The 20968-nt window shown below is 71.3% G+C and carries 24 protein-coding genes and 1 pseudogene; 7 read left to right on the forward strand and 18 right to left on the reverse strand.

From position 1 onward, the window contains the following. Window positions 1-127 precede the first annotated feature (127 nt). Window positions 128-331 (reverse strand): hypothetical protein, encoded by a 204-nt coding sequence (locus ACIGO6_RS30915; RefSeq protein ID WP_228898360.1) that lies wholly within the window; start codon window positions 329-331, stop codon window positions 128-130. Between the two features lie 379 nt (window positions 332-710). Beyond that, the gene (locus ACIGO6_RS30920; protein ID WP_311571067.1) at window positions 711-992 is read right to left on the reverse strand and encodes an acylphosphatase; all 282 of its coding nucleotides are present in this window, start codon (window positions 990-992) and stop codon (window positions 711-713) included. A gap of 138 nt (window positions 993-1130) precedes the next feature. Here ACIGO6_RS30920 and ACIGO6_RS30925 point away from each other — a divergent pair, with 138 nt between their 5' ends. Together ACIGO6_RS30925 and ACIGO6_RS30930 are read left to right on the forward strand one after the other, a co-directional pair. Further along, on the forward strand, window positions 1131-2342 hold the full coding sequence (locus ACIGO6_RS30925) for a CAP domain-containing protein (RefSeq protein ID WP_399882139.1): 1212 nt from the start codon (window positions 1131-1133) through the stop codon (window positions 2340-2342). Between the two features lie 72 nt (window positions 2343-2414). Beyond that, on the forward strand, window positions 2415-2831 hold the full coding sequence (locus tag ACIGO6_RS30930) for a winged helix-turn-helix transcriptional regulator (RefSeq protein ID WP_399882141.1): 417 nt from the start codon (window positions 2415-2417) through the stop codon (window positions 2829-2831). Here ACIGO6_RS30930 and mutM read toward each other — a convergent pair. The 9 genes from mutM to ACIGO6_RS30975 all read right to left on the reverse strand — a co-directional run bounded on the left by mutM (window position 2821) and on the right by ACIGO6_RS30975 (window position 12024). Further along, on the reverse strand, window positions 2821-3681 hold the full coding sequence (gene mutM, locus ACIGO6_RS30935) for a bifunctional DNA-formamidopyrimidine glycosylase/DNA-(apurinic or apyrimidinic site) lyase (RefSeq protein ID WP_399882143.1): 861 nt from the start codon (window positions 3679-3681) through the stop codon (window positions 2821-2823). The genes ACIGO6_RS30930 and mutM overlap by 11 nt on opposite strands. Window positions 3682-3825: 144 nt before the next feature. After that, the gene (gene rnc, locus ACIGO6_RS30940; protein ID WP_399882145.1) at window positions 3826-4659 is read right to left on the reverse strand and encodes a ribonuclease III; all 834 of its coding nucleotides are present in this window, start codon (window positions 4657-4659) and stop codon (window positions 3826-3828) included. Between the two features lie 7 nt (window positions 4660-4666). Next, window positions 4667-4840: a 50S ribosomal protein L32 gene (rpmF, locus tag ACIGO6_RS30945; RefSeq protein WP_003951102.1), complete on the reverse strand. Its 174-nt coding sequence runs from the start codon at window positions 4838-4840 to the stop codon at window positions 4667-4669. A 2-nt stretch (window positions 4841-4842) separates the two neighbouring features. Further along, window positions 4843-5496 (reverse strand): YceD family protein, encoded by a 654-nt coding sequence (locus ACIGO6_RS30950; RefSeq protein ID WP_399882147.1) that lies wholly within the window; start codon window positions 5494-5496, stop codon window positions 4843-4845. Between the two features lie 145 nt (window positions 5497-5641). Beyond that, the gene (locus tag ACIGO6_RS30955) at window positions 5642-6775 is read right to left on the reverse strand and encodes a cell division initiation protein (RefSeq protein ID WP_399882149.1); all 1134 of its coding nucleotides are present in this window, start codon (window positions 6773-6775) and stop codon (window positions 5642-5644) included. 121 nt (window positions 6776-6896) lie between these two features. Continuing rightward, window positions 6897-7376 (reverse strand): pantetheine-phosphate adenylyltransferase, encoded by a 480-nt coding sequence (coaD, locus tag ACIGO6_RS30960; RefSeq protein ID WP_399882151.1) that lies wholly within the window; start codon window positions 7374-7376, stop codon window positions 6897-6899. Window positions 7377-7402: 26 nt separating this feature from the next. After that, a complete protein-coding gene (gene rsmD / locus ACIGO6_RS30965; RefSeq protein WP_399882153.1) occupies window positions 7403-7990 on the reverse strand; it encodes a 16S rRNA (guanine(966)-N(2))-methyltransferase RsmD in 588 nt (195 codons plus the stop codon). Between the two features lie 55 nt (window positions 7991-8045). Beyond that, window positions 8046-10262 (reverse strand): ATP-dependent DNA helicase RecG, encoded by a 2217-nt coding sequence (gene recG / locus ACIGO6_RS30970; RefSeq protein WP_399882155.1) that lies wholly within the window; start codon window positions 10260-10262, stop codon window positions 8046-8048. A 61-nt stretch (window positions 10263-10323) separates the two neighbouring features. Further along, window positions 10324-12024 carry a DAK2 domain-containing protein gene (locus ACIGO6_RS30975; RefSeq protein ID WP_399882157.1) on the reverse strand — a complete coding sequence of 567 codons (1701 nt, stop codon included), beginning with the start codon at window positions 12022-12024 and terminating at the stop codon, window positions 10324-10326. Between the two features lie 267 nt (window positions 12025-12291). Between ACIGO6_RS30975 and rpmB the strand changes: the two genes are divergently transcribed. Together rpmB and ACIGO6_RS30985 are read left to right on the forward strand one after the other, a co-directional pair. Then, window positions 12292-12477, forward strand: coding sequence for a 50S ribosomal protein L28 (gene rpmB, locus ACIGO6_RS30980; protein ID WP_003993230.1), 186 nt, complete (start codon window positions 12292-12294; stop codon window positions 12475-12477). Between the two features lie 248 nt (window positions 12478-12725). Next, a pseudogene (locus ACIGO6_RS30985) lies at window positions 12726-13250 on the forward strand (FAD-dependent oxidoreductase); the annotation flags it as partial. Here the strand turns inward: ACIGO6_RS30985 and thiD are convergent. Together thiD and ACIGO6_RS30995 are read right to left on the reverse strand one after the other, a co-directional pair. After that, window positions 13225-14028 carry a bifunctional hydroxymethylpyrimidine kinase/phosphomethylpyrimidine kinase gene (gene thiD / locus ACIGO6_RS30990; RefSeq protein WP_399882159.1) on the reverse strand — a complete coding sequence of 268 codons (804 nt, stop codon included), beginning with the start codon at window positions 14026-14028 and terminating at the stop codon, window positions 13225-13227. The pseudogene ACIGO6_RS30985 and the gene thiD overlap by 26 nt on opposite strands. Next, on the reverse strand, window positions 14025-14993 hold the full coding sequence (locus tag ACIGO6_RS30995; RefSeq protein ID WP_161166296.1) for a thiamine-phosphate kinase: 969 nt from the start codon (window positions 14991-14993) through the stop codon (window positions 14025-14027). Before ACIGO6_RS30995 ends, thiD begins: the two co-directional genes overlap by 4 nt. Before the next feature lie 227 nt (window positions 14994-15220). Here ACIGO6_RS30995 and ACIGO6_RS31000 point away from each other — a divergent pair, with 227 nt between their 5' ends. Beyond that, a complete protein-coding gene (locus tag ACIGO6_RS31000) occupies window positions 15221-15454 on the forward strand; it encodes an Lrp/AsnC family transcriptional regulator (protein ID WP_037654619.1) in 234 nt (77 codons plus the stop codon). Window positions 15455-15708: 254 nt separating this feature from the next. Here the strand turns inward: ACIGO6_RS31000 and ACIGO6_RS31005 are convergent, their stop codons facing one another. The 3 genes from ACIGO6_RS31005 to ACIGO6_RS31015 form a co-directional block, all read right to left on the reverse strand. Further along, on the reverse strand, window positions 15709-16878 hold the full coding sequence (locus ACIGO6_RS31005) for a D-alanine--D-alanine ligase family protein (protein ID WP_399882162.1): 1170 nt from the start codon (window positions 16876-16878) through the stop codon (window positions 15709-15711). 103 nt (window positions 16879-16981) lie between these two features. Then, complete coding sequence (locus ACIGO6_RS31010) at window positions 16982-17992, reverse strand: NAD(P)H-dependent glycerol-3-phosphate dehydrogenase (protein ID WP_399882164.1); 1011 nt, start codon at window positions 17990-17992, stop codon at window positions 16982-16984. Further along, window positions 17989-18801 carry a lysophospholipid acyltransferase family protein gene (locus ACIGO6_RS31015; protein WP_399882166.1) on the reverse strand — a complete coding sequence of 271 codons (813 nt, stop codon included), beginning with the start codon at window positions 18799-18801 and terminating at the stop codon, window positions 17989-17991. The genes ACIGO6_RS31010 and ACIGO6_RS31015 overlap by 4 nt, the downstream gene beginning before the upstream one ends. Before the next feature lie 143 nt (window positions 18802-18944). Between ACIGO6_RS31015 and cofC the strand changes: the two genes are divergently transcribed. Both cofC and ACIGO6_RS31025 read left to right on the forward strand, forming a co-directional pair. Then, on the forward strand, window positions 18945-19583 hold the full coding sequence (gene cofC, locus ACIGO6_RS31020) for a 2-phospho-L-lactate guanylyltransferase (RefSeq protein WP_399882168.1): 639 nt from the start codon (window positions 18945-18947) through the stop codon (window positions 19581-19583). A gap of 9 nt (window positions 19584-19592) precedes the next feature. Next, on the forward strand, window positions 19593-19796 hold the full coding sequence (locus tag ACIGO6_RS31025) for a hypothetical protein (RefSeq protein WP_399882170.1): 204 nt from the start codon (window positions 19593-19595) through the stop codon (window positions 19794-19796). A gap of 137 nt (window positions 19797-19933) precedes the next feature. Here ACIGO6_RS31025 and ACIGO6_RS31030 read toward each other — a convergent pair whose 3' ends face one another. Together ACIGO6_RS31030 and ACIGO6_RS31035 are read right to left on the reverse strand one after the other, a co-directional pair. Then, a complete protein-coding gene (locus ACIGO6_RS31030; RefSeq protein ID WP_399882172.1) occupies window positions 19934-20557 on the reverse strand; it encodes an HU family DNA-binding protein in 624 nt (207 codons plus the stop codon). A 137-nt stretch (window positions 20558-20694) separates the two neighbouring features. Then, complete coding sequence (locus ACIGO6_RS31035; protein ID WP_399882174.1) at window positions 20695-20925, reverse strand: hypothetical protein; 231 nt, start codon at window positions 20923-20925, stop codon at window positions 20695-20697. Window positions 20926-20968 lie beyond the last annotated feature (43 nt).

Below are 20968 nucleotides of genomic sequence, written 5' to 3' on the forward strand. Positions count from 1 at the left end.
GGACGGGGCGGAAGACGGGGGCAGCAAGAAAGAAGGGACGCCGAAGCGTCCCTTGCAGACTCTGACACCTGAGCGGTTGTACGGGCGGGCCCGACCACTGCAGTGCCGTCGTGGAGCGATGCAGTGATCAGGTGAGCGCAGGCTCCGCCTGGTGTGCGTCAACGCTCTCCATGATCCTGTCGTGAGAAGCGGCAGCCGCCAGCGCGTCGTTCTCCGCCTGGATCCGTCCGAGCTCGGATTCCAGGTCCTGGACGCGCTGCTGGAGCCGTCGCATCTCGGCGAGGAGTCGCGGGTCGGAGCCGCCGACGTAACCGAGAAGCGCCTTTGCCATGATGGATGGTCCTCCACAATGAGTGACCGACCGAAGCGGTGTGGGTCGTGAGGGATTCGCACCCGCGGTGCTTGGCACTTTGGAGTTTTTTCTGCCGTTCAACCATGCCAAACAGCTAAGGTGCGCGGGGCTTTCAGCGTCTCACCAAAAAGTTTGACGGTCAACACGATCACGCCCCGTATTGGTGGGTACCCGGTGGCATGCGGCCTCAAAACGGCGACGCTGCGACTTCCGCGGGCCCCTCGGGGCGTGGCGATCATCCTGCGTGCGGAGCCTGCCATGGCGCGGCGTCCTTGGCAACCACCTGCCCGTTTTCCCTCCCGGCCCCCTTCCGCGAACGGTCGTGCGGGCCGTCGGCCGACCCCCTCACTCCCCCGCGTCAGCGGATCGCGAAGCCGTCGTAGCCGCCGCGAGGTGTGTCCCAGATCTCGGTGACGCCGTCCACGCGCCCGGGCGTGTCGTCCCCGCGCAGCCAGTCGAGCAGCCCCTCGCAGCGCTCGCGCGGGCCCTCCGCGACGACCTGGACACGCCCGTCGGCCAAATTGAGAGCAAAACCACTCATGTCTCCGAGTTCCAGCGCCCGGGCCCTCGTGAACCAGCGGAAACCCACACCCTGGACCTGTCCGCGCACCCACGCGACCAGTCGTACATCCTCGCTCATGAGTGCAACCTAATCAGTCAATGTCCCCACGGGCACTTCACCCCCTGGCGCCATGCGGTACCGTCCCGACCCAATGAATCTCGCCTGAAACTCACCCGATCGTGTGAGTTGCGTGTTGATCGTGAGGAAGGCCAGGACATGGGACGCCACCGACGCTCCGCCGCCGGCCGCGCCGCCACGGGCCGCGCCACGGGCGGCCACCAGCCGGACACCACCGCGGGACGGAGCTGGGACCCGCTGGCCCCGGACACGGGTCACCGCCCCACGATGGGCATCGCGCCCTACCTGAACCCGGAGGCGTACGCCGAGGTCCGCGCCAAGAGCGACGCCTACCTGTTCGCACCGGACGACGGTCCGCACGGCCACGGGTACGAGGGTTACCCGCAGGCCGGCCGCACGGTCGCCTTCCCCAGCAACGGGTTCACGCCCGACGACGGTCCGCGGGAGGCGGGGACGCACCGCCGCCGCAGGAAGAAGAAGGCCGTCACCCCGGTCCGCACGGGTCTGCTCGGAGTCTCCGCCGCGGTCGCCATCGGCACGGTGGCGGTGGCCACGGGTGCGGTGCCCGGCCTGGACAACTACCGCCTCGGCGGCGGCAGTGGCGGGGCCGACCGGGTGCAGGCCCAGGACACCCCGACGAACAGCCCGGCCGGGCAGGGCGGCACCTCCGGCAGCGTGGACACGAGCAGCGGCGACGACGCCTCCGGGAGCCGCGGCACCGAGGGATCCTCCTCGCCGTCGTCCCCCGGGTCGTCCGCCGCGTCGCCTTCCGGGTCGGCGTCCTCCGGGTCCTCGCCGGCCGGTTCCTCGTCGTCGCCGTCTCCCTCGGCGTCGAAGCCCGCCGCCCCGGCCGGGACGCCGTCGAAGACCAAGAAGCCGCAGACGACGCCCAGTACGAAGCCGGAGCCCACACCGTCGCGTCCGGCCGCCAAGGTGCCCGCCCGGCCCAGCGCACCCGCCGCCGTGTCGGAGCAGGCCGCCGCCGAGGCCCAGGTGCTGAAACTCGTCAACGACGAGCGGGCCAAGGCGGGCTGCAGCCCGGTGGCCGCGAACAGCGCGCTGCGCGGACTGGCCGAGGACTTCAGCGAGGCCATGGCCACGCAGGGCTTCTTCGACCACACCGACCCCGGTGGCGCGACCCCGTGGGACCGCGCCGAGGCGGCCGGGATAAGCAACCTCGGCGGCGAGAACATAGCCCGTGGCCAGGCCGACGCCCAGGCCGTGATGGACGCCTGGATGGACAGCCCGGGTCACCGGGCCAACATCCTGAACTGCGAGTTCCAGACCCTGGGCGTCGGAGTCCACTTCGGCTCCGGCGGCCCCTGGTGGACCCAGAACTTCGGCTACTAGCCCTTCCCCGGGGCGCTCTCCTGCGCGCAGCGCAATCTGCGGGGCAGCGCTGTGCTCACGTACGCTGGACGTATGTCGACCACGCAGGAGCGCACAGGGGATCGCACGGAGGAAGAGGACCTTCCGTACGACGTGTTCTCCAGGGCCTGTCCCTCGCGCGGCACCCTGGAGCACATCACCGGACGCTGGGGCGCGCTGACGCTCGGCGCGCTGTACGAGGGTTCCTTCCGGTTCAACGAACTGCGTCGCCGTGTCGACGGCGTCAGCGAGAAGATGCTGTCCCAGACCCTGCACGCCCTGGAGCGCGATGGCCTGGTGCACCGCGAGGCCCAGCCCACCAACCCGCCCCGCGTGGACTACGAACTCACGCCGCTGGGACGCGAGGTGGCCGGACGGCTGATCACCCTCATCCAGTGCCTGGAGGGGCGGATGGACGAGGTGCTGGCGTCGCGCGAGCGGTACGACGCCCAGCGGATGCCTACGGCGTGACCCTGGGCGCCCGCTGGCACTTCGGGCAGAAGTAGCTGGAGCGGTTCATCCACGGCCGGCGGCGCATCGGTGTGGCACAACGGCGGCAGGGCAGGCCCTCCCGGCCGTACGCGTCGAGTGACCGGTCGAAGTAGCCGGACTCGCCGTTGACGTTGACGTAGAGGCTGTCGAAGCTGGTGCCGCCGACGGCGAGGGCCGCGTTCATGACGTCCCGGACGTGGCCGAGGAGTTCGGTGGTGCGGGGGCGGGTGAGGGTCGCGGTGGGGCGTTCGTAGTGCAGGCGGGAGCGCCACAGGGCCTCGTCCGCGTAGATGTTGCCGACGCCGCTGATCAGGGACTGGTCGAGCAGGGCCCGTTTGACCGTGGTGCGCTTGCGGCGCAGGGCGAGGTGGAACGCCTCGTCGTCGAAGAGGGGGTCCAGCGGATCGCGGGCGATGTGCGCGATGACGTCGGGCAGTCCGTCGGGGGTGGTCTCGTGCAGGGAGAGGCCGCCGAAGGTGCGCTGGTCGACGAAGCGGAGCTCGGTGCCGAGCGCGTCGGTGAAGCGGACGCGGACGCGCAGGTGCTTCTCGGCCGGCGCCTCGTGCGGCTGCACCAGCAGCTGGCCGCTCATGCCGAGGTGCGCCAGGACCGCCTGGTCGGTGTCCTCCAGAGGCAGCCACAGGTACTTGCCGCGGCGGCTGGGCGTGCCGATGCGGTGGCCCTCCAGACGGTGGGCGAAGTCGTCGGGGCCGGCGAGGTGACGGCGTACCGCGCGCGGGTGGAGCACCTGGGCGTCGGCGACGGTCCGGTGGGCGACCCAGCGTTCCAGGCCGCGCCGTACGACCTCGACCTCGGGCAACTCGGGCATGGCTTCCCCTCGGGTGGGCCGGTGGACGAGCCGAACGCCCGCCCCGGGAGTGGGGCGGGCGTTCGGAACGTGCGGTGGATCAGGTGGTCCTACGGAGGTGGACCGACGGTGGACCGACGGAGGTGGTCCGACCGATCGGGCCGGTCAGGCGGAGGCCGACGGGGCGTCGGCGCTCGGACGGGCCACGGCTTCGGCGGCCGACGGTTCCTCCGCCGACGCCTTGGCACGCTCCTCCGCCGCGGCCCGGATGGACCGCCACGCGGATTCCGCGGCCTGCTGCTCCGCTTCCTTCTTGCTGCGGCCGGTGCCGGTGCCGTACGAGACGCCTCCGACGCGGGCGGCAGCAGTGAAGGTCTTCTCGTGGTCGGGACCGGTCTCCGTGACCAGGTACTCGGGGACACCGAGCCCTTCGGTCGCGGTCAGTTCCTGGAGGCTGGTCTTCCAGTCCAGGCCGGCGCCGAGGTTGGAGGACTTCTCGATCAGCGGGTCGAACAGGCGGTGCACCAGTTCGGAGGCCGCGTCGAGGCCCTGGTCGAGATAGACCGCGCCGATCACCGCTTCGAGGGTGTCGGCGAGGATGGATGCCTTGTCCCGGCCCCCCGTGCCCTCTTCACCGCGGCCGAGCCGGATGAAGGAGCCGAGGTCGAGCCCACGGCCCACCTCCGCCAGCGCACGCGAGTTGACCACCGCGGCCCGCAACTTGGCCAGCTGGCCTTCGGGCAGGTCGGGGTGGGTGCGGTACAGCGTGTCCGTGACGACGAGGCCGAGGACGGAGTCACCGAGGAACTCCAGCCGCTCGTTCGTCGGCAGACCGCCGTTCTCGTATGCGTAGGAACGGTGGGTCAGTGCACGCACCAGAAGGGCGGACTCGAGCCGGTAGCCGAGCCGCCCTTCCAGAAGCGTGTGGGACGAGGCCTGGGTGTCCGCCTTCTTCTTGGCGTCTTCCGCCTTCTTGGGGACTGACACAGTGCCTCTCACCAGCCGCTCAGACCTCGAGGACCTGGCGCTTGTTGTAAGTGCCGCAAGACGGGCACGCGATGTGCTGCTGCTTGGGCTCGTGGCAGCGCTCGCACGCAACCAGGGTGGGGACCGCAGCCTTCCACTGCGACCGGCGGTGGCGCGTGTTGCTGCGCGACATCTTCCGCTTCGGAACAGCCACGGCTACTTCTCCTGCTTCTCGTCGGCGCGTGCTGACTGAGGCGCGCCGCCGCTCATCTCGTCCTTCTCGCCGTCTTCGAGTGAACCGGCGAGTCCCTGCAATGCCGCCCAACGGATGTCGACGGCGTCATGGTGGTGGTCCGGGTCGTCCGACAGGCGTACTCCGCACTCGGAGCACAGACCCTGGCAGTCTTCCTGGCACACCGGCTGCATCGGCAGTGCGAGCACCACCGCGTCGCGCAGCACGGGTTCGAGGCCGATCAGACCGTCCTCGACGAAGAACCTGTCCTCGTCTTCCTCGGCGTCGTCGCCCGGTTCCGCCTTCACGCGGCCCCGGTCGTCGGCGTCAGGGTACGAGAACAACTCCTGGAAGTCCGCTTCGAGCTCCTGCTCGAGCGGCTCCAGACACCTTACGCACTCCCCCTCGGCCCTGGCACGGGCGGTGCCTGTGACGAGCACACCTTCCATGACCGACTCGAGCCGGAGATCGAGGTCCACCGGGGCGCCTTCCGGCACTCCGATGACTCCCTGGATACCGAAGTCCCGGGGAGCGTCGACCGTGCGGGTCAGGCGCTGGAGCGCACCGGGCCGCCGTCCCAGCTCGTGTGTGTCGAACACGAGAGGGTCGCGGTGGTCGAGGCGCGCGTTCAGAACCATTCCTGCTTTCGGTCTTCGTGGCTTGGGGGGGATGCCGCCTGTGGTGTTCCCGGGCAGCAGCGATCGCGGACATACGCGCGACCGAAGAGCCAGGATACTGGACCATTCGCTCTCGGCCCAATCCGGACCCGGGTCCGGTGCGGGGCTAGAGTCCGCGACCCTGCTCGTAGGCCCTCAGCTGCTCGGCGCTGATCATGCTGGTGTCGAAGAGGCTGGTCTCGTCGAGGGCCTGCGGCTGCGGCTGGGCCTCCGGGGGCTGTGGGGGTTGCTGCGGCTGCTGGGGCTGGGGCTGGGCGTAGCCCTGACTGCCGTCGTACGCCTGCTGCTGGGCGTCGTACGGGTAGGCGTACGGGTCGGCGGTCTGCTGCTGGTAGCCGTACGGGTCCTGACCGCCGCCATAGGTCTGCTGGTACGCGGCGTACGGATCGGGCTGCTGCTGCGCGTAGCCGTACGCCGGCTCCCGCGCCGGCATCTCCGGAACGGTCTGGGCCGGTACCTGCGCCGCCGCCGGCTGCTGCTCGCCGTACTCCCGCTGCCGGGACTGCTCGGCGGGCGCGTCGTCCGCGAGGGCGGCCAGGCCGGCGAGGTAGTCGGCGTCGCTGGAGTGCTGGACGGTGGTGGAGTCGTCGGCGAGGGCGCCGAGGTCGTCGGTGGCGATCCGGCCGTGCAGCTTCTGGCGGCCCCGGCCGACCGCGTCCAGGGTCTTGGCCAGCACCGCCTCGAAGGCGCCGAGCTTGGTGTCGACGTAGGCGTCGGCGTCGCGGCGCAGGGTCTCGGGGTCGTGGCTGCGCTCGGGGGCGTCCTCGTCCTCGTAGCCGTTCTCGTCGAGGCCGGGGCCGGTGCCGAGCAGCTTCTCGCGGCCGCGGCCGACGGAGCCGAGGGTCTTGGTGAGGACGACCTCGAAGTTGGCGAGCTTGGAGTCGACGTAGTCGTCGGCCTCGGCGCGGACCTCCTCGGCCTCCTGGCGGGCCTCGGCGAGGATGCGGTCGGCCTCGGCCTGCGAGCGGCGGGCGACCTCCGTGTCGGCGATCAGCGAGCCCCGCTCGGCGTGCGCGCTCTCGATGATCCGGTCGGCCTCCTGGCGGGCCTGGGCGACCATCTGCTCGCGGTCGCCGATCAGCTCCTGGGCCTGGGCGAGGGAACCGGGCAGCTCGGCGCGCAGCTCTTCCAGCAGCGAGAGCAGTTCGGCGCGGTTGACCACGCACGAGGCCGACATGGGCATGGCGCGGGCGCCGGAGACCATCGCGGTGATCTCGTCGAGCTTCTTCTGCACGTCCACCGTGTGCTCGCCACTCTCTACAGCTGTGTTGGAGACGGACGGGACGACTGTACGACCCTGGGGTGTCCTGGGGACACCGGGTGACGGTTTGTCAGTCTCCGGGCGCTGTCCGACGGCGCGGTCAGTGCTTCTTCAGCCGTTCCGTAAGGGTTTCGAGCACCAGTGGCGGCACCAGGTGGGAGACGTCGCCGCCCCAGGTCGCGACCTCCTTGACCAGGGAGGACGACAGGAAGCTGTAGGTGGGGTTGGTGGGGATGAAGAGGGTCTCCACGCCCGAGAGGCCGTTGTTCATCTGGGCCATCTGCAGCTCGTAGTCGAAGTCGCTGACCGCGCGCAGGCCCTTGACGATGGCCGGGATCTCACGCTGCTTGCAGAAGTCGACGAGGAGGCCGTGGAAGGACTCCACGCGTACGTTCCCGTACTCGGCGGTGACCTGGCGGATGAGGTCGATCCGCTCCTCGATCTCGAACAGGCCCTTCTTGGCCTGGTTGATCATCACGGCGACGTAGACCTCGTCGTAAAGGCTGGAGGCCCGGGCGATGATGTCGAGATGTCCGTTGGTGATCGGGTCGAACGACCCGGGACAGACGGCGCGGCGCACTTGAGTTCCCTCGCTCTCCGGTCCGGTCATCGTGCGTCTTCGCACGTAGAGGCGGCGCGACCGTACCAAAACGTTCCCTCGCCGTAGCGACGGGCCCGGATCGCGTCGAAGCCGTCCGGCCAGCGGAATTCGCCGCCCCTGGTGCTGCGCTCCACGGTGACGAGCGCTTCCGTCCCGAGCCACCCCTCCGTGCGGAGTGTGAGCAGAATCTCCCGAAGATCGTCGTCCGAGACGGCGTACGGCGGGTCCAGGAAGACGATGTCGTACGGCTCGGCCGGTGCCGTGGTGCGGATGATCTGTTCCGCTTTGCCCGCCCGGACCTCTGCGCCGGGCAGGCCGAGGGACTTGACGTTCTCCCGGACGGTGCGGGCGGCACGGGCGTCTGCCTCGACGAGCAGGACGTGTCCGGCTCCCCGGGACAGCGCCTCCAGGCCGACCGCGCCGGAACCGGCGTACAGGTCGAGGACCCGTTCGCCCTCCAGGGGGCCGCCGAGCAGGGACTGCCAGGTGGAGAAGAGTCCCTCGCGCGCGCGGTCGGAGGTGGGGCGGGTTCCGGTTCCCGGCGGGACGGTGATGCGGCGTCCGCCGGCCTTGCCGGCGATCACGCGGGTCATTTCTGGGTCCTTGTCGGTGAGCTCGGGTGGACGGACGGTGTCCGATGCCAGTCTCTCAGCCCTTCTCCAGGTACTGCTCCCGCTCCTCGTCCAGCAGTGCCTCCAGGGCCGTGCGCAGCCCCGGCAGGCCGGTCAGCTCCGGGTCGGCGGCGACGACGGCCGCCGCCTCCTGCCTCGCCTCCGCGATGATCTCCTCGTCCTCGATGACGGCGAGGACGCGCAGGGAGGTGCGGGCGCCGGACTGGGCCTGGCCGAGGACGTCGCCCTCGCGGCGCTGTTCGAGGTCGATGCGGGAGAGCTCGAAGCCGTCGAGGGTGCCCGCGACGGCGTTCAGCCGCTGCCGGGCCGCGCTCGCCTCGGGCATCTCGGTGACCAGCAGGCACAGGCCGGGCGCGGACCCCCGGCCGACCCGGCCGCGCAGCTGGTGGAGCTGGGAGACGCCGAAGCGGTCCGCGTCCATGATCACCATCGCGGTGGCGTTGGGGACGTTGACGCCGACCTCGATGACGGTGGTGGCGACCAGGACGTCGGTCTCGCCGGCGGCGAAGCGGCGCATGACGGCGTCCTTGTCGTCGGGCTGCATACGGCCGTGCAGGATCTCGACCTTCAGCCCTTGGAGCGGGCCTTTGGCGAGGTGTTCCGCGACGTCCAGCACGGCGAGCGGGGGCCGCTTGTCGGCGTCACCCTCGGGGGGCTGCTTGGAGTTCTTCTTCGGGTCGTCGTCCTCGTCGCCGATGCGTGGGCAGACGACGTACGCCTGGTGGCCGTTCGAGACCTCCTCGCGCACCCGTTCCCAGGCGCGGGCCAGGAAGTGCGGCTTGTCCGCGGCCGGGACGACATGGCTGGCGATCGGGGAGCGGCCGGCCGGGAGCTGGTCCAGGACGGAGGTCTCCAGGTCGCCGAAGACGGTCATGGCGACGGTGCGCGGGATCGGCGTGGCGGTCATGACGAGCAGGTGTGGGGGTTGCTTGCCCTTGCCGCGCAGGGCGTCACGCTGCTCGACGCCGAAGCGGTGCTGTTCGTCGACGACGACCAGGCCGAGGTCGTGGAACTGCACCTTGTCCTCGATCAGCGCATGCGTGCCGATGACGATGCCGGCCTCGCCGGTGGCCAGGTCGAGCAGGGCCTGCCGGCGGGCGGCGGCGCCCATCGACCCGGTGAGCAGCACGACCTTGGTGGCGTGCTCGGCGCCGCCCAGCATGCCTCCCTCGGCCAGCTCCCCCATCATCTCGACCACCGACCGGTGGTGCTGCTGGGCAAGCACCTCGGTGGGCGCCAGCATCACGGCCTGTCCCCCGGCGTCGACGACGGCGAGCATGGCGCGCAGGGCGACCAGCGTCTTGCCGGATCCCACCTCGCCCTGGAGCAGCCGGTGCATCGGGTGGTCGGTGGCAAGGTCGTCGAAGATCTCCCGGGAGACCTTCTGCTGGCCGTCGGTGAGGGTGAAGGGCAGCCGGTCGTCGAAGGCCGCGAGCAGGCCGTCCGCAAGCGGCTTCCTGGGGACGGCGGGGAGCTGGGTCTCGGCGTGCCGGCGGCGGGCCAGGGCGACCTGGAGGACGAAGGCCTCGTCCCACTTCAGGCGGGCGCGGGCGTCCTCGATGTCCGCCTTGGTGTGCGGGCGGTGGATCTTCAGGAGGGCCTCGGGGAGGGAGAGCATGCCCCGGCCCTCGCGCAGGGAGTCGGGGAGGGGGTCGACGGCCTCCTGGGCGCTGGGCAGCACCGTCTGGATCGCCTTGCCGATCTTCCAGGACTCCAGCTTGGCGGTGGCCGGGTAAAGGGGAATGAGGGCGCCCGCCCACGTCTCGACGCTCTCGGTCCCGTCGTCGTCGCCACCGCCGCGCAGCAGCTCGTACGCCGGGTGGGCCAGTTGCAGTCGGCGGTTGAAGACGGAGACCTTGCCCGCGAACATCGCGCGCGTGCCCGGCAGGAGTTCCTTGTGGGGTTTGTGGACGCCGTTGCCGAAGAAGACCAGTTGGAGGCGGCCGTGGCCGTCCGTGATGGTCACTTCGAGGCGCTGCCCCTTGCCGCGCGGGGCCTTCGACGAGGCGAAGGTGTGCAGGCGGGCGTCGGCGACCTGGGCCACCACCGTGACGTGCTCGTCCATGGGCAGGTCGGCGAGGTGGGTGAGCTGGCCGCGCTCCTCGTATCTGCGGGGGTAGTGGTGGAGGAGGTCGCCGACGGTGTGCAGGCCGAGGTGCTCGGCCATCACCTTCGCGGTGGCGGGGCCGAGCACCTTCTTCAGGGGTTCTTGCAGTGCGGGCACGAGATCCATTGCACACCACGCCACTGACAATGGCCCCGCACCTCCCGGAAGACCCGCGGGACCGGCCGTGTCACTCCACGCCGATCAGCAGCGGCGCGCCCTGCCGTCCGCCCCGGTGGACCACCGTGTCGACGGCGAGGTAGGCCTCGCGGACGCGGGCCTCCAGATGGTCGGCGACGGCCTCGGGGGCCTCGTCGCCGAGGACGAGGGTGACCAGCTCGCCGCCGGCCGCGAGCATGCGGTCCAGGACGGTCGCGGCGACCTCCGTGACGTCCGCGCCGATCACGGCCACGTCACCGTCGACGAGGCCGAGCACGTCACCGGCCTGGCAGATGCCGGCCGTGGTCCAGGACTGGCGTTCGGCGACGGTGACCTCGGCGTAGCGGGTGGCGCCGGCCGCCGAGGTCATCGCCACCACGTCCTCGTCGAAGCGTCGCTCGGGCTCGTGCACGGCGAGCGCGGCGATGCCCTGGACGGCGGAGCGGGTCGGGATCAGGGCGACCCGGATGCCTTCGGTGCGGGCCTGCTCGGCCGCCGCGGCGGCCGTGTGGCGGAGCTCGGCGTCGTTGGGCAGCAGCACGACCTCGCGCGCGTGGGCCCGCCGTACGGCCTGGACGAGCTCCCCGCTCGCGGGCGGTTCTCCCGGGCGGGCGAGCACGGTGGTCGCGCCGGCCTCGCCGTACAGCCCGGCCAGGCCCTCGCCGGGTACGACGGCCACCACGGCGCGCTGGGTCCGCTCCCGGGGCGGGCGCTCGGCGCCGGTGGTGTGGACGTCGCCGTGCCCGAAGTGGGTGATGCGGATCCGGTACGGCCGGCCGGCCTCGACGCCCGCCTCCACGGCGGCGCCGGCGTCGTCGACGTGCACGTGGACGTTCCACAGGCCGTCGCCGCCGACCACGACGAGCGAGTCCCCGAGGGCGTCGAGCCGCTGCCGCAGCCGTGCCACGGCCGCGTCCTCGGCCTCCAGGAGGTAGATCACCTCGAAGGCGGGGCCGTTCTCGTCGCCCTCCTCCGCGGCGCACTCGCCCGTGAGGTCCTCGCCGGCCTGCTCCACGCGCGCGTGCGGCACGGTGGCCGCTTCCGGCCCCGGCGCCCGGCCCGTGAACGTCTCCACCAGGGCCGCGAGGACCGTCACCAGGCCGTGTCCGCCGGCGTCGACCACTCCGGCGCGCTCCAGGACGGGCAGCTGGCCCGGGGTTGCGGCGAGCGCCGCGCGGGCGCCCTCGTAAGCCGCGCGGGCCACCGTCGCGCAGTCGCCCTCCGCGCCGTCGGCCGCGTCGGCGGCGGCCGAGGCGACGGTCAGGACGGTGCCCTCGACCGGGTGGGCCACGGCCTGCCGGGCCGATTCGGCCGCGTGGCGCAGGGCCAGCCGCAGGCCCGGACCGTCGGTGTGGGCGGGCTCACCCTGTGCGGTGAGGACCTGGGCCATGCCGCGCAGCAGCTGCGCGAGGATCGTGCCGGAGTTGCCCCGCGCGCCGATCAGTGCGCCGTGCGCCATCGCGCCCACGGCATCGGCCAGCGAGGGGCCGTCGTCCCCCGGAGCCCCGGCGCCCACGCGCACGCCCACGTCGTGCGCGGCGAACACCGCCTCCACGGCGGCGACGGCCGACTCGACGGTCAGATAGAGGTTCGTGCCGGTGTCCCCGTCCGCGACCGGGTAGACGTTGATCGCGTCGATCTCCTCGCGCGCCCGCCCCAGCGCGCGCAGCGACAGACCGCACCAGGTACGCACCGCCAGAGCGTCGAAGAACCTCTGCGGCACCTGCGCCACCTGCGCCTCCCTGAGCTGCTGGACGTGGCAGGCAGCGTAGACCTTGGGCGGGTGCCCACCGGAAGAGGGCCGGGGGCGGGGCGCTGAGCTGCCGTGGTAGTTTCGCTGTACGGGAGCAGCCGTTGTATGCTGCTCCGGTTGCCCGATCCCGATCGGGCTCTCCCCCTGGCACCGCCACTCAGATCCCGGACCGTTCGCGTCTCCGAGAGTTTGATCCCGGCATGCCGGGATCAACCGTAAGTGCATCTGAAGTCTTTGGAGTGACCCGTGGCTGCCAACTGCGACGTCTGCGGCAAGGGGCCGGGCTTCGGCAACAACATCTCGCACTCGCACCGCCGTACGTCCCGTCGCTGGAACCCGAACATCCAGCGCGTGCGTACCGTGGTCGGCGGGACGCCGAAGCGCGTGAACGCCTGCACCTCGTGCATCAAGGCCGGCAAGGTCTCGCGCTGACGCGTCAGCTGAGCGCGCGGCCACTGCCTGGTCCGCTGCACAAAGCCGGTCCACCTCGGGTGGGCCGGCTTTTTGCCGTACCCACTCACCGCGCCTGAAGCCCTCGCCGGGCCCTCGCCGGGCCGGAATCCCCGGAACGCGCTTCGGCATCCTCGGCCCGCTGGACATCCGCACCGCCGACGGCACCCCCGTCGACGCCGGCGGCCCCGCCCCCGCGCCCTGCTGACTCTTCCGCTCCTCGACACCGGCGCGCGGGCGCCCTGCTGGTCTTGCGCTCCGAGCAGTTGACGTACGGGGACGTGGGCGCGCAGAAGCAGATCCTGCGGGAGCGGTTCGCCGACATGGGCTGGGAGGCACCGGCCGTGCTGAAGGCGCTGGAGGAGACCGACGACCTGCACTTCGACGCGATCGCCCAGATCCACGTCGACCGCCTCGTCCGGGGCCGCGTCGCCCTGCTCGGCGACGCCGGGTACGGCGCCGCCACGGGCGTGGCGATCGTCCGTGCCCACGTACTCGCCGGGGAGCCGGCGCCGGCGGGCGGCGACCACCGCACCGCGCTCGCCGAGTACGAGGCGCGGATCCGTGACTTCGCCAAGGCCTGCCAGAAGATCTCCGGCAACGCGGGCCCGTCCTTCGCCCCGCCCACCGAGCGCCGTATCCGCAGCCGGGACCGCAGGTACCGGCTGCTCTCCTCCCGGCTGCCGGCGGGCTTCCTCGAGCGGCTCGCGGAGAAGGCCGCCACCGGCATCAGGTTGAGGGCGTACCCGGCCTGAGCTCCCAGCCGTGGTCCACCGGCCCGATGCCGCCGCCGAGCGCGAACCCGGCCGCGATCGCCCCGGTGACGTACTCCTTGGCCGCCGTCACCGCCTCCGGTACGGACTGCCCCTTCGCCAGCCCGCAGGCCACGGCCGACGCGAGGGTGCAGCCCGTGCCGTGCGTGTGCCGGTTGTCCAGGCGCGGGGCGCGCAGCCAGTGCTCCTCGGAGCCGTCGGTGAGCAGGTCCACGGCGTCACCGGGCAGATGACCGCCCTTGATCAGCACCCAGCGCGGCCCGTACTCCAGCACGGCCGCCGCGGCCCGGCGCAGATCGGTGTCGGATTCGACCCGTACGCCGGTGAGTTGCGCGACCTCGTCGAGGTTCGGTGTGGCGACGGTGGCCACCGGCAGCAGCTTGGTGCGTACGGAGTCCAGGGCGGAGGCGGCGAGCAGCGCGTCGCCGTGCTTGGAGACGCCGACCGGGTCGACGACGGCCGGGGCGTTGGTGCCGCCGATCAATTCGGCGACCGTCTCGACCAGTTCCGCGGAGGAGAGCATCCCGGTCTTGACCGCCTGGACGCCGATGTCGTCCACGACGCTGCGGTACTGGGCGCGCACCGCTTCCACCGGCAGCTCCCAGGCGCCCTGCACGCCGAGGGAGTTCTGCGCGGTGACCGCGGTGAGCACGCTCATGCCGTGCGTGCCGAGGGCGAGCATCGTCTTCAGGTCGGCCTGGATGCCGGCGCCGCCGCCGGAGTCGGAGCCGGCCACCGTGAGGACGTTCGGCAGGCTCATGCCTCGACCTCCCCGCCGAAGTGGTCCCAGCCGCCCTTGCTGGTCCAGGGCGCCCCGTCGACGGTCACCTGGGGCAGCGCCGAGGGGTTGAGGACCTCGCCGATGACCTTCCAGCGGGCGGGCAGCTTCACGTCCGGCGGGAAGGTGGCCACGATCGCGTGGTCCTCTCCCCCGGTGAGCACCCACTGCATGGGGTCGACGCCGACGGCCTGCCCGATGTCGTTCATCTGGGACGGGATGTCGATCTGGCCGGAGCGGATGTCGATCCTGACCTTGCTGGCCTCCGCGATGTGGCCCAGGTCGGCGATCAGTCCGTCGCTCACGTCGCACATCGCGGTGGCACCGAGGCCCGCGGCGGCCGGTCCCGCGTGGTACGGCGGCTCCGGGCGGCGGTGGGCCTCGACGAAGGCGCGCGGCGAGCGGAATCCGCGGGAGAGCACGGCGAACCCGGCCGCTGACCAGCCGAGCCAGCCGGTCACCGCGACGAGGTCGCCGGGCTGGGCGCCGCCGCGGGTGACGGGCTCCTGGTTGCGCAGGTCGCCCAGGGCGGTGATGGAGACGGTGATGGTGTCGCCGCGCACCACGTCGCCGCCGACCACGGAGGCACCGGCGACCTGGCACTCGTCGCGGAGCCCGTCCATCAGCTCGGTCGGCCAGGTGACCGGCAGTTCGGCGGGCACGACCAGGCCGAGCAGCAGCGCGGTGGGCACCGCGCCCATGGCGGCGATGTCGGCCAGGTTCTGCGCCGCCGCCTTGCGGCCCACGTCGTACGCGGTGGACCAGTCGCGGCGGAAGTGCCGCCCCTCGACGAGGATGTCGGTGCTGGCGACCACCCGCCGGTCGGGCGCGGCCACGACCGCGGCGTCGTCGCCGGGGCCGACCCGGACCGCCGGAGTGGAGGTGAGACGGGAGGTGAGCTCCCTGATGAGCCCGAACTCCCCGAGCTCACCAACAGTGCCCTTCATTGCCTTGGCTCCCCTTCTGTCCCTGTCCGTGCCCGGTCGCGTGTCATCTCTGTCCTGGTTACGGTCGAAATGACCGTCTCCGCGGTCGGCGTGATCGTCAACTTGTGTCCGCACCGCACCCCGGCACGCGGGCCGCGCTCTCCGCGGGTCTCCCCGCGAAGAGCGGCAACGCGATACCGTGGCGTTCCTTTTCCCCACATGATCCTCGTGGCCGCCCTGGAGGTTCCGTGGTACAGGCGTACATCCTGATCCAGACGGAGGTCGGCAAGGCGTCGACCGTCGCCGAGACGATCAGCAAGATTCCTGGAGTGATCCAGGCCGAGGACGTGACGGGACCCTATGACGTCATCGTCCGGGCCCAGTCCGAGACCGTCGACGAACTGGGTCGCATGGTGGTCGCCAAGGTCCAGCAAGTGGACGGCATCACCCGTACTCTGACCTGCCCGGTCGTCCATCTCTGACCCCCTTCCGCCCGCTCGCTCTCGCACTGCTGATCGCCGCCGCAGGCTGCTTCCCTCAGCAGACGACAGCGAGTCGGCGGCGGTTCCCGGCCCGGGCGCGTCGGACACCCACTGTGCCGGAACCCGGACAAGGCGCTGCCGCCGACGGACGGCGGGCTGGGGAAACCCGCTGATCATACTGCGGAAGGCGATCCCCTAGGGGATCGCCTTCCGGGCGTGCACGGGCGCGACGTGCGAGACGTCGGCGCCGTACGTCAGCGCAGTCCCGTGGGCCGCCGCAGCGCCGCCTGGACCAGCCGGTCCACCAGCTCCGGGTAGCTCACGCCGCTGGCCTGCCACATCTGCGGGTACATGGAGATGGGCGTGAAGCCGGGCATGGTGTTGATCTCGTTGATCACGAACTCGTCGTCCTCGGTGAGGAAGAAGTCCGCGCGCACCAGCCCCTCGCAGGACGCCGCGTCGAACGCCTCGACCGCGAGCCGCTGGACCTCGGCGGTCTCCTCGGGCGTGAGCGGAGCGGGCACGATGCCGGGCGTGGAGTCGATGTACTTGGCCTCGAAGTCGTAGTACGCGTGCTCCGAGGGCGGCGGGATCTCGGCGGGGACGGAGGCCCGGGGGCCGTCCTCGAACTCCAGCACCCCGCACTCGATCTCCCGGCCGCGCAGGGTCGCCTCCACGAGGATCTTCGGGTCGTGGCGCCGGGCCTCCTCGATCGCCTCGTCGAGGCCGGAGAGGTCGTCGACCTTGGTGATGCCGATCGAGGAGCCCGCCCGCGCGGGCTTCACGAACAGCGGCCAGCCGTGCTCGCCGGCGAAGTCCACGATCTTCCTGCGGGCGCCGGAACGGTCCTGCTCCCACTCGCGCGGCCGGATCACCACGTACGGGCCGACCTTCAGCCCGTAGGAGGCGAACACCGCCTTCATGTACTCCTTGTCCTGACCGACGGCCGAGGCGAGCACGCCCGAGCCGACGTAGGGCACGCCGGACAGCTCCAGCAGGCCCTGGAGGGTGCCGTCCTCGCCGTAGGGACCGTGCAGCACGGGGAAGACGACGTCGACCTCGCCCAGGGCCTTGGGTACCGAGCCGGGTTCGCTGTAGACGACTTCGCGGTTGGCGGGGTCGACGGGCAGCACCACACCGCCCTCGGTCGACTCGGCCAGCTCCTCGACGTCCGGCGTACGGCGGTCGGTGATCGCCATGCGTTCCGGTTCGTCGGCGGTGAGGGCCCACCGGCCGTCCCGGGTGATGCCGATCGGCAGGACGTCGTACTTCGTCCGGTCGATGGCCGCGAGGACGGCGCCGGCGGTGACCACGGAGATCCCGTGTTCGGAGCTGCGCCCGCCGAACACGACGGCCACACGCGGCTTGCGAGGCGGCTGCTCCGGGCTGTGCTCGGGGCTCTGGGGGAGGTTCTCGGTGCTCATATCGCGTTGAGAGTACCCGTCCGCAGTGCCGCGAGACAGCGTCGGCGGGACCGCGTGGCGCGGGTGACGCCGCTGTTCCGTTCCGGTGCCGTCCCGGTGTCGCTCAGCGTCGTTCGGGCTTCGCGCTGCGCGACATCAGTTCCTTCACCGCGACCACCGGGGGCTTGCCCTCGTGCACGATGGCGACGACCGTCTCGGTGATCGGCATGTCGACGCCGTGCCTGCGGGCCAGATCGAGCACCGACTCGCAGGACTTGACGCCCTCGGCGGTCTGCCTGGTGACCGCGATGGTCTCCTGGAGGGTCATGCCCTTGCCGAGGTTGGTGCCGAAGGTGTGGTTGCGGGACAGCGGCGAGGAGCAGGTCGCCACCAGGTCGCCGAGCCCGGCCAGCCCGGAGAAGGTCAACGGGTCGGCGCCGAGGGCGACCCCGAGGCGCGTGGTCTCGGCGAGGCCGCGGGTGATGAGGGAGCCCTTGGCGTTGTCGCCGAGGCCCATGCCGTCCGCGATGCCGACGGCCAGCCCGATCACGTTCTTCACGGCGCCGCCCAGCTCGCAGCCGACGACGTCGGTGTTGGTGTAGGGGCGGAAGTACGGCGTGTGGCAGGCGGTCTGGAGCCGTTGGGCGACGGCTTCGTCGGGGCAGGCGACCACGGCGGCGGCCGGCATACGGGCGGCGATCTCCCGGGCGAGGTTGGGTCCGGTGACCACGGCGATGCGCTCGGGGCCGACCTTGGCGACGTCCTCGATCACCTCGCTCATCCGCATCGCGGAGCCGAGTTCGACCCCCTTCATCAGCGACACCAGGACCGTGCCGGGCGCCAGCAGCGGCGTCCAGTCGGCGAGGCCCGCGCGCACCGTCTGGGAGGGGACGGCGAGGACGGTGAAGTCCGCGTCGCGCGCCGCCTCGGCGGCGTCGGTGGTGGCCCGCAGGGTGGCCGGGAGTTCCACGCCGGGCAGGTAGTCCGGGTTGGTCCGCGTGGAGTTGACGGCGTCGGCGAGTTCGGCGCGGCGCCCCCACAGGGTGACGTCGCACCCCGCGTCGGCGAGGACCATGCCGAAGGCGGTGCCCCACGATCCGGTGCCGAAGACGGCCGCTTTGACGGGCTTGCTCACGTGCTCTGCCCTTCTGCCTGCGGCTCCTGCCGGGTCTGCGGGTCGTGCGCCGGGTGGTTCTGGGCCTGGAGGTTCTGGGCCTGGGTGCGGCGGCGCTGCTCGATCCGCTCCCGGCGCGGGTCGTAGGGGGTTTCGGGCGCCTTCTCGCCGCGGATCGCCTCCAGCTGGTGGGTGACGGCGGCCATGATGACCTCGGTGGCCTCCCTCAGCAGGTCCGCGGTCATCTCCTTGTCGTAGAACCGCGACAGGTCGACCGGCGGGCCCGCCAGCACCTGGTGGGTCTTGCGCGGGAAGAGGTGCGGCTTCTTGGAGTAGGGCGGCAGCAGTTCGTTGCAGCCCCACTGGGCGACGGGGATCACCGGGCACTTGGTCTGCAGGGCGACGCGCGCGGCACCGGTCTTGGCGGTCATGGGCCAGCCGTGCGGGTCGCGGGTGAGGGTGCCCTCCGGGTAGAAGGCGACGCACTCGCCGCGCTCCACGGCGTCGATCGCGGCGCGGAAGGCGCTGAGCGCGTCCGTGCTCTCGCGGTAGACGGGGATCTGCCCGGTGCCCCGCATCGCGGCACCGACGAATCCCTTCTTGAAAAGGCCGCTCTTCGCCAGGAATCGCGGCACGCGTCCGGTGTTGTACTGGTAGTGCGCGTACGCGAAGGGGTCGACGTGCGAATTGTGGTTCACGGCGGTGATAAATCCACCCTCGGCCGGAATGTTCTCCATTCCCCGCCAGTCCCGCTTGATCAGAACCACCAGCGGCGGTTTGCAGATCACCGCGGCGAAGCGGTACCAGAAGCCGATTCTGCGGCGGGGCACGCGGACACCTTTCCTCCAGGGCCTGGGGCCGGACAAGTGTCGCCCCGGGCCGCCCGTCTGTCGAGAACACCGTACGCCCCGGCGAGTGAATCGCCAGATCCCCCAGGTGACAATGGCGGCGACGAGAGAAGGACGGAACGCTCGTGCAGTGGACCTTGGTCGTACCCGTGAAGCCCCTTGCCCGGGCCAAGAGCAGGCTGTCGGACACCGCGGACGACGGGGTGCGGCCGGGCCTCGCGCTGGCGTTCGCACAGGACACCGTGGCCGCCGCGCTGGCCTGTCCGTCGGTGGCGGATGTGGCAGTGGTCACGGACGATCCCCGAGCCGGACGCGAGCTGGCGAAGCTGGGCGCCGGGGTCGTGCCGGACGAACCGGGCGGCGGTCTGAACGCCGCGCTGGCGCACGGAGCGGCGACCGTCCGGGCGGCCCGTTCGGAAAGCCCCGTGGCCGCTCTCAACGCCGATCTTCCCGCACTGCGGCCGACGGAATTGGCACGGGTTCTGGCGGCGGCCGCGCAATTCCCGCGCGCTTTCCTTCCCGATGCCGCCGGAATCGGCACGACTCTGTTGGCCGTGACAGCCGGCCGTGAATTGGCACCCGCTTTCGGCACGGATTCCCGGGCCCGGCACCGGGCGTCCGGCGCGGTGGAACTCCGCCTCGACGCGGTGCATTCCGTACGGCAGGACGTCGACACCGGCGACGACCTGCGCACCGCGCTGGCGCTGGGGGTGGGTCCCCATACGGCCGCGGTGGCGGCGCGGTTGCTGATCGCCGGGCAGTAGGCTTCCGGCATGCAGGCGACCGCTTACACCTACGACCCCGAGAGCCGCAGCGGACAGGTGCTGCTCGACGACGGCACGCCCGTGCCCTTCGACACGGCGGCGTTCGACGCGGGGGGCCTGAGACTGCTGCGGCCCGGGCAGCGGGTGCGGATCGAGACCGAGGGCACGGGCACGGACCGCCGGATCACGCTGGTGACCCTCCAGACCTTCTGACCTTCTGGCTGCCCCTCTGCCCTTCTCGGACCTTCCGACCTTCTCGAACACGCCGCGGGCCGGACTCCGAGAGGGAGTCCGGCCCGGCGCGTGAGTGCCCTGTGCCTGTTCGCCTGCTGTGTGCTGCGTGCTGCGTGCTACTTCTTGCGGGCGGTGGCCTTCTTGGCGGTGGTCTTGCGAGCGGTCGACTTCTTGGCGGGCGCCTTCGTTGCGGTCGCCTTCTTCGCGGGGGCCTTCTTGGCCGTGGTCTTCTTCGCCGCCGCCGTGGTCTTGGCGGTGGTCTTCTTGGCGGGCGCCCGCTTCGCCGCGGTCTTCTTCGTGGTGGCCTTCTTCGCCGCCGCCGTGGTCTTCTTGGCGGTGGTCTTCTTCGCACCCGCCTTCTTGGCGGCGGCCTTCTTCGCCGCCGCCTTCGAAATGGTGGCCGTGGGGCCGGTCAGGCTGCCCTTGGGGGCCTTCTTGACCGCGATGTCGTTCTTCGGGAGCTTCTTCGAGCCGCTCACCAGGTCCTTGAAGCCCTGCCCCGCGCGGAAGCGCGGCACGGAGGTCTTCTTGACCCGAACCCGCTCGCCCGTCTGGGGGTTGCGGGCGTAGCGGGCCGGACGGTCGACCTTCTCGAAGGATCCGAAGCCGGTGACCGAGACCCGGTCGCCCGCGACCACCGCACGGACGAGGGCGTCCAGGACCGCGTCGACAGCGTCGGCGGCCTGCTGCCGGCCACCCAGCTTGTCGGCGATCGCTTCTACGAGCTGCGCCTTGTTCACGTCTTCCCCTTCGGAGACATCGCCAGAACGAATGTGTTCAAGCTTTTTCGCACGTTAGGCAGATATATACCGCAAATCAAACACGAAACGGGCTAATCACCCTTGTGCCGCAACGGACTCGGGCCGTCCCGGCCGGTTCAGCCTTCCTCTTCGGGGAATCGCCCCTCGTCGAGGTCGGCGGTGAACCGCTCCAGGCGCCTTGCCGCACCGGCGAGATCGTGTTTGGCCGCGGCCGTAATGACCAGCAGCTTCCGGGTCAGCGCCATCCGTACGCCCTCCGGGACTTGCAGTGCGCGCACTCTTGTGTGCGCTTCTTTGAGCCGGACCGCGACCGCCGTATAGAGCTCGAGTTGGCCGTCGTGTTCCATGCACAGATTGTGCCATCTGGGGCGAGTTGTCGCCTGCGCAGGG

It is taken from the genome of Streptomyces sp. NPDC053750, assembly GCF_044544295.1.
Lineage (GTDB): Bacteria > Actinomycetota > Actinomycetes > Streptomycetales > Streptomycetaceae > Streptomyces.

Coding starts and splice junctions, on each gene's coding strand:
- ACIGO6_RS30995 (WP_161166296.1), bottom strand. CDS start 14,993: ATGAAGGGCACTGTTGGTGAGCTCGGGGAGTTCGGGCTCATCAGGGAG.
- rsmD (WP_399882153.1), bottom strand. CDS start 7,990: ATGACCCGCGTGATCGCCGGCAAGGCCGGCGGACGCCGCATCACCGTC.
- recG (WP_399882155.1), bottom strand. CDS start 10,262: ATGGATCTCGTGCCCGCACTGCAAGAACCCCTGAAGAAGGTGCTCGGC.
- ACIGO6_RS30920 (WP_311571067.1), bottom strand. CDS start 992: ATGAGCGAGGATGTACGACTGGTCGCGTGGGTGCGCGGACAGGTCCAG.
- mutM (WP_399882143.1), bottom strand. CDS start 3,681: ATGCCCGAGTTGCCCGAGGTCGAGGTCGTACGGCGCGGCCTGGAACGC.
- ACIGO6_RS31025 (WP_399882170.1), top strand. CDS start 19,593: ATGCAGGCGACCGCTTACACCTACGACCCCGAGAGCCGCAGCGGACAG.
- ACIGO6_RS31005 (WP_399882162.1), bottom strand. CDS start 16,878: ATGAGCACCGAGAACCTCCCCCAGAGCCCCGAGCACAGCCCGGAGCAG.
- thiD (WP_399882159.1), bottom strand. CDS start 14,028: ATGAGCCTGCCGAACGTCCTCACGGTGGCCGGCTCCGACTCCGGCGGC.
- ACIGO6_RS30915 (WP_228898360.1), bottom strand. CDS start 331: ATGGCAAAGGCGCTTCTCGGTTACGTCGGCGGCTCCGACCCGCGACTC.
- ACIGO6_RS30950 (WP_399882147.1), bottom strand. CDS start 5,496: ATGGTTCTGAACGCGCGCCTCGACCACCGCGACCCTCTCGTGTTCGAC.
- ACIGO6_RS31035 (WP_399882174.1), bottom strand. CDS start 20,925: ATGGAACACGACGGCCAACTCGAGCTCTATACGGCGGTCGCGGTCCGG.
- ACIGO6_RS30930 (WP_399882141.1), top strand. CDS start 2,415: ATGTCGACCACGCAGGAGCGCACAGGGGATCGCACGGAGGAAGAGGAC.
- ACIGO6_RS30925 (WP_399882139.1), top strand. CDS start 1,131: ATGGGACGCCACCGACGCTCCGCCGCCGGCCGCGCCGCCACGGGCCGC.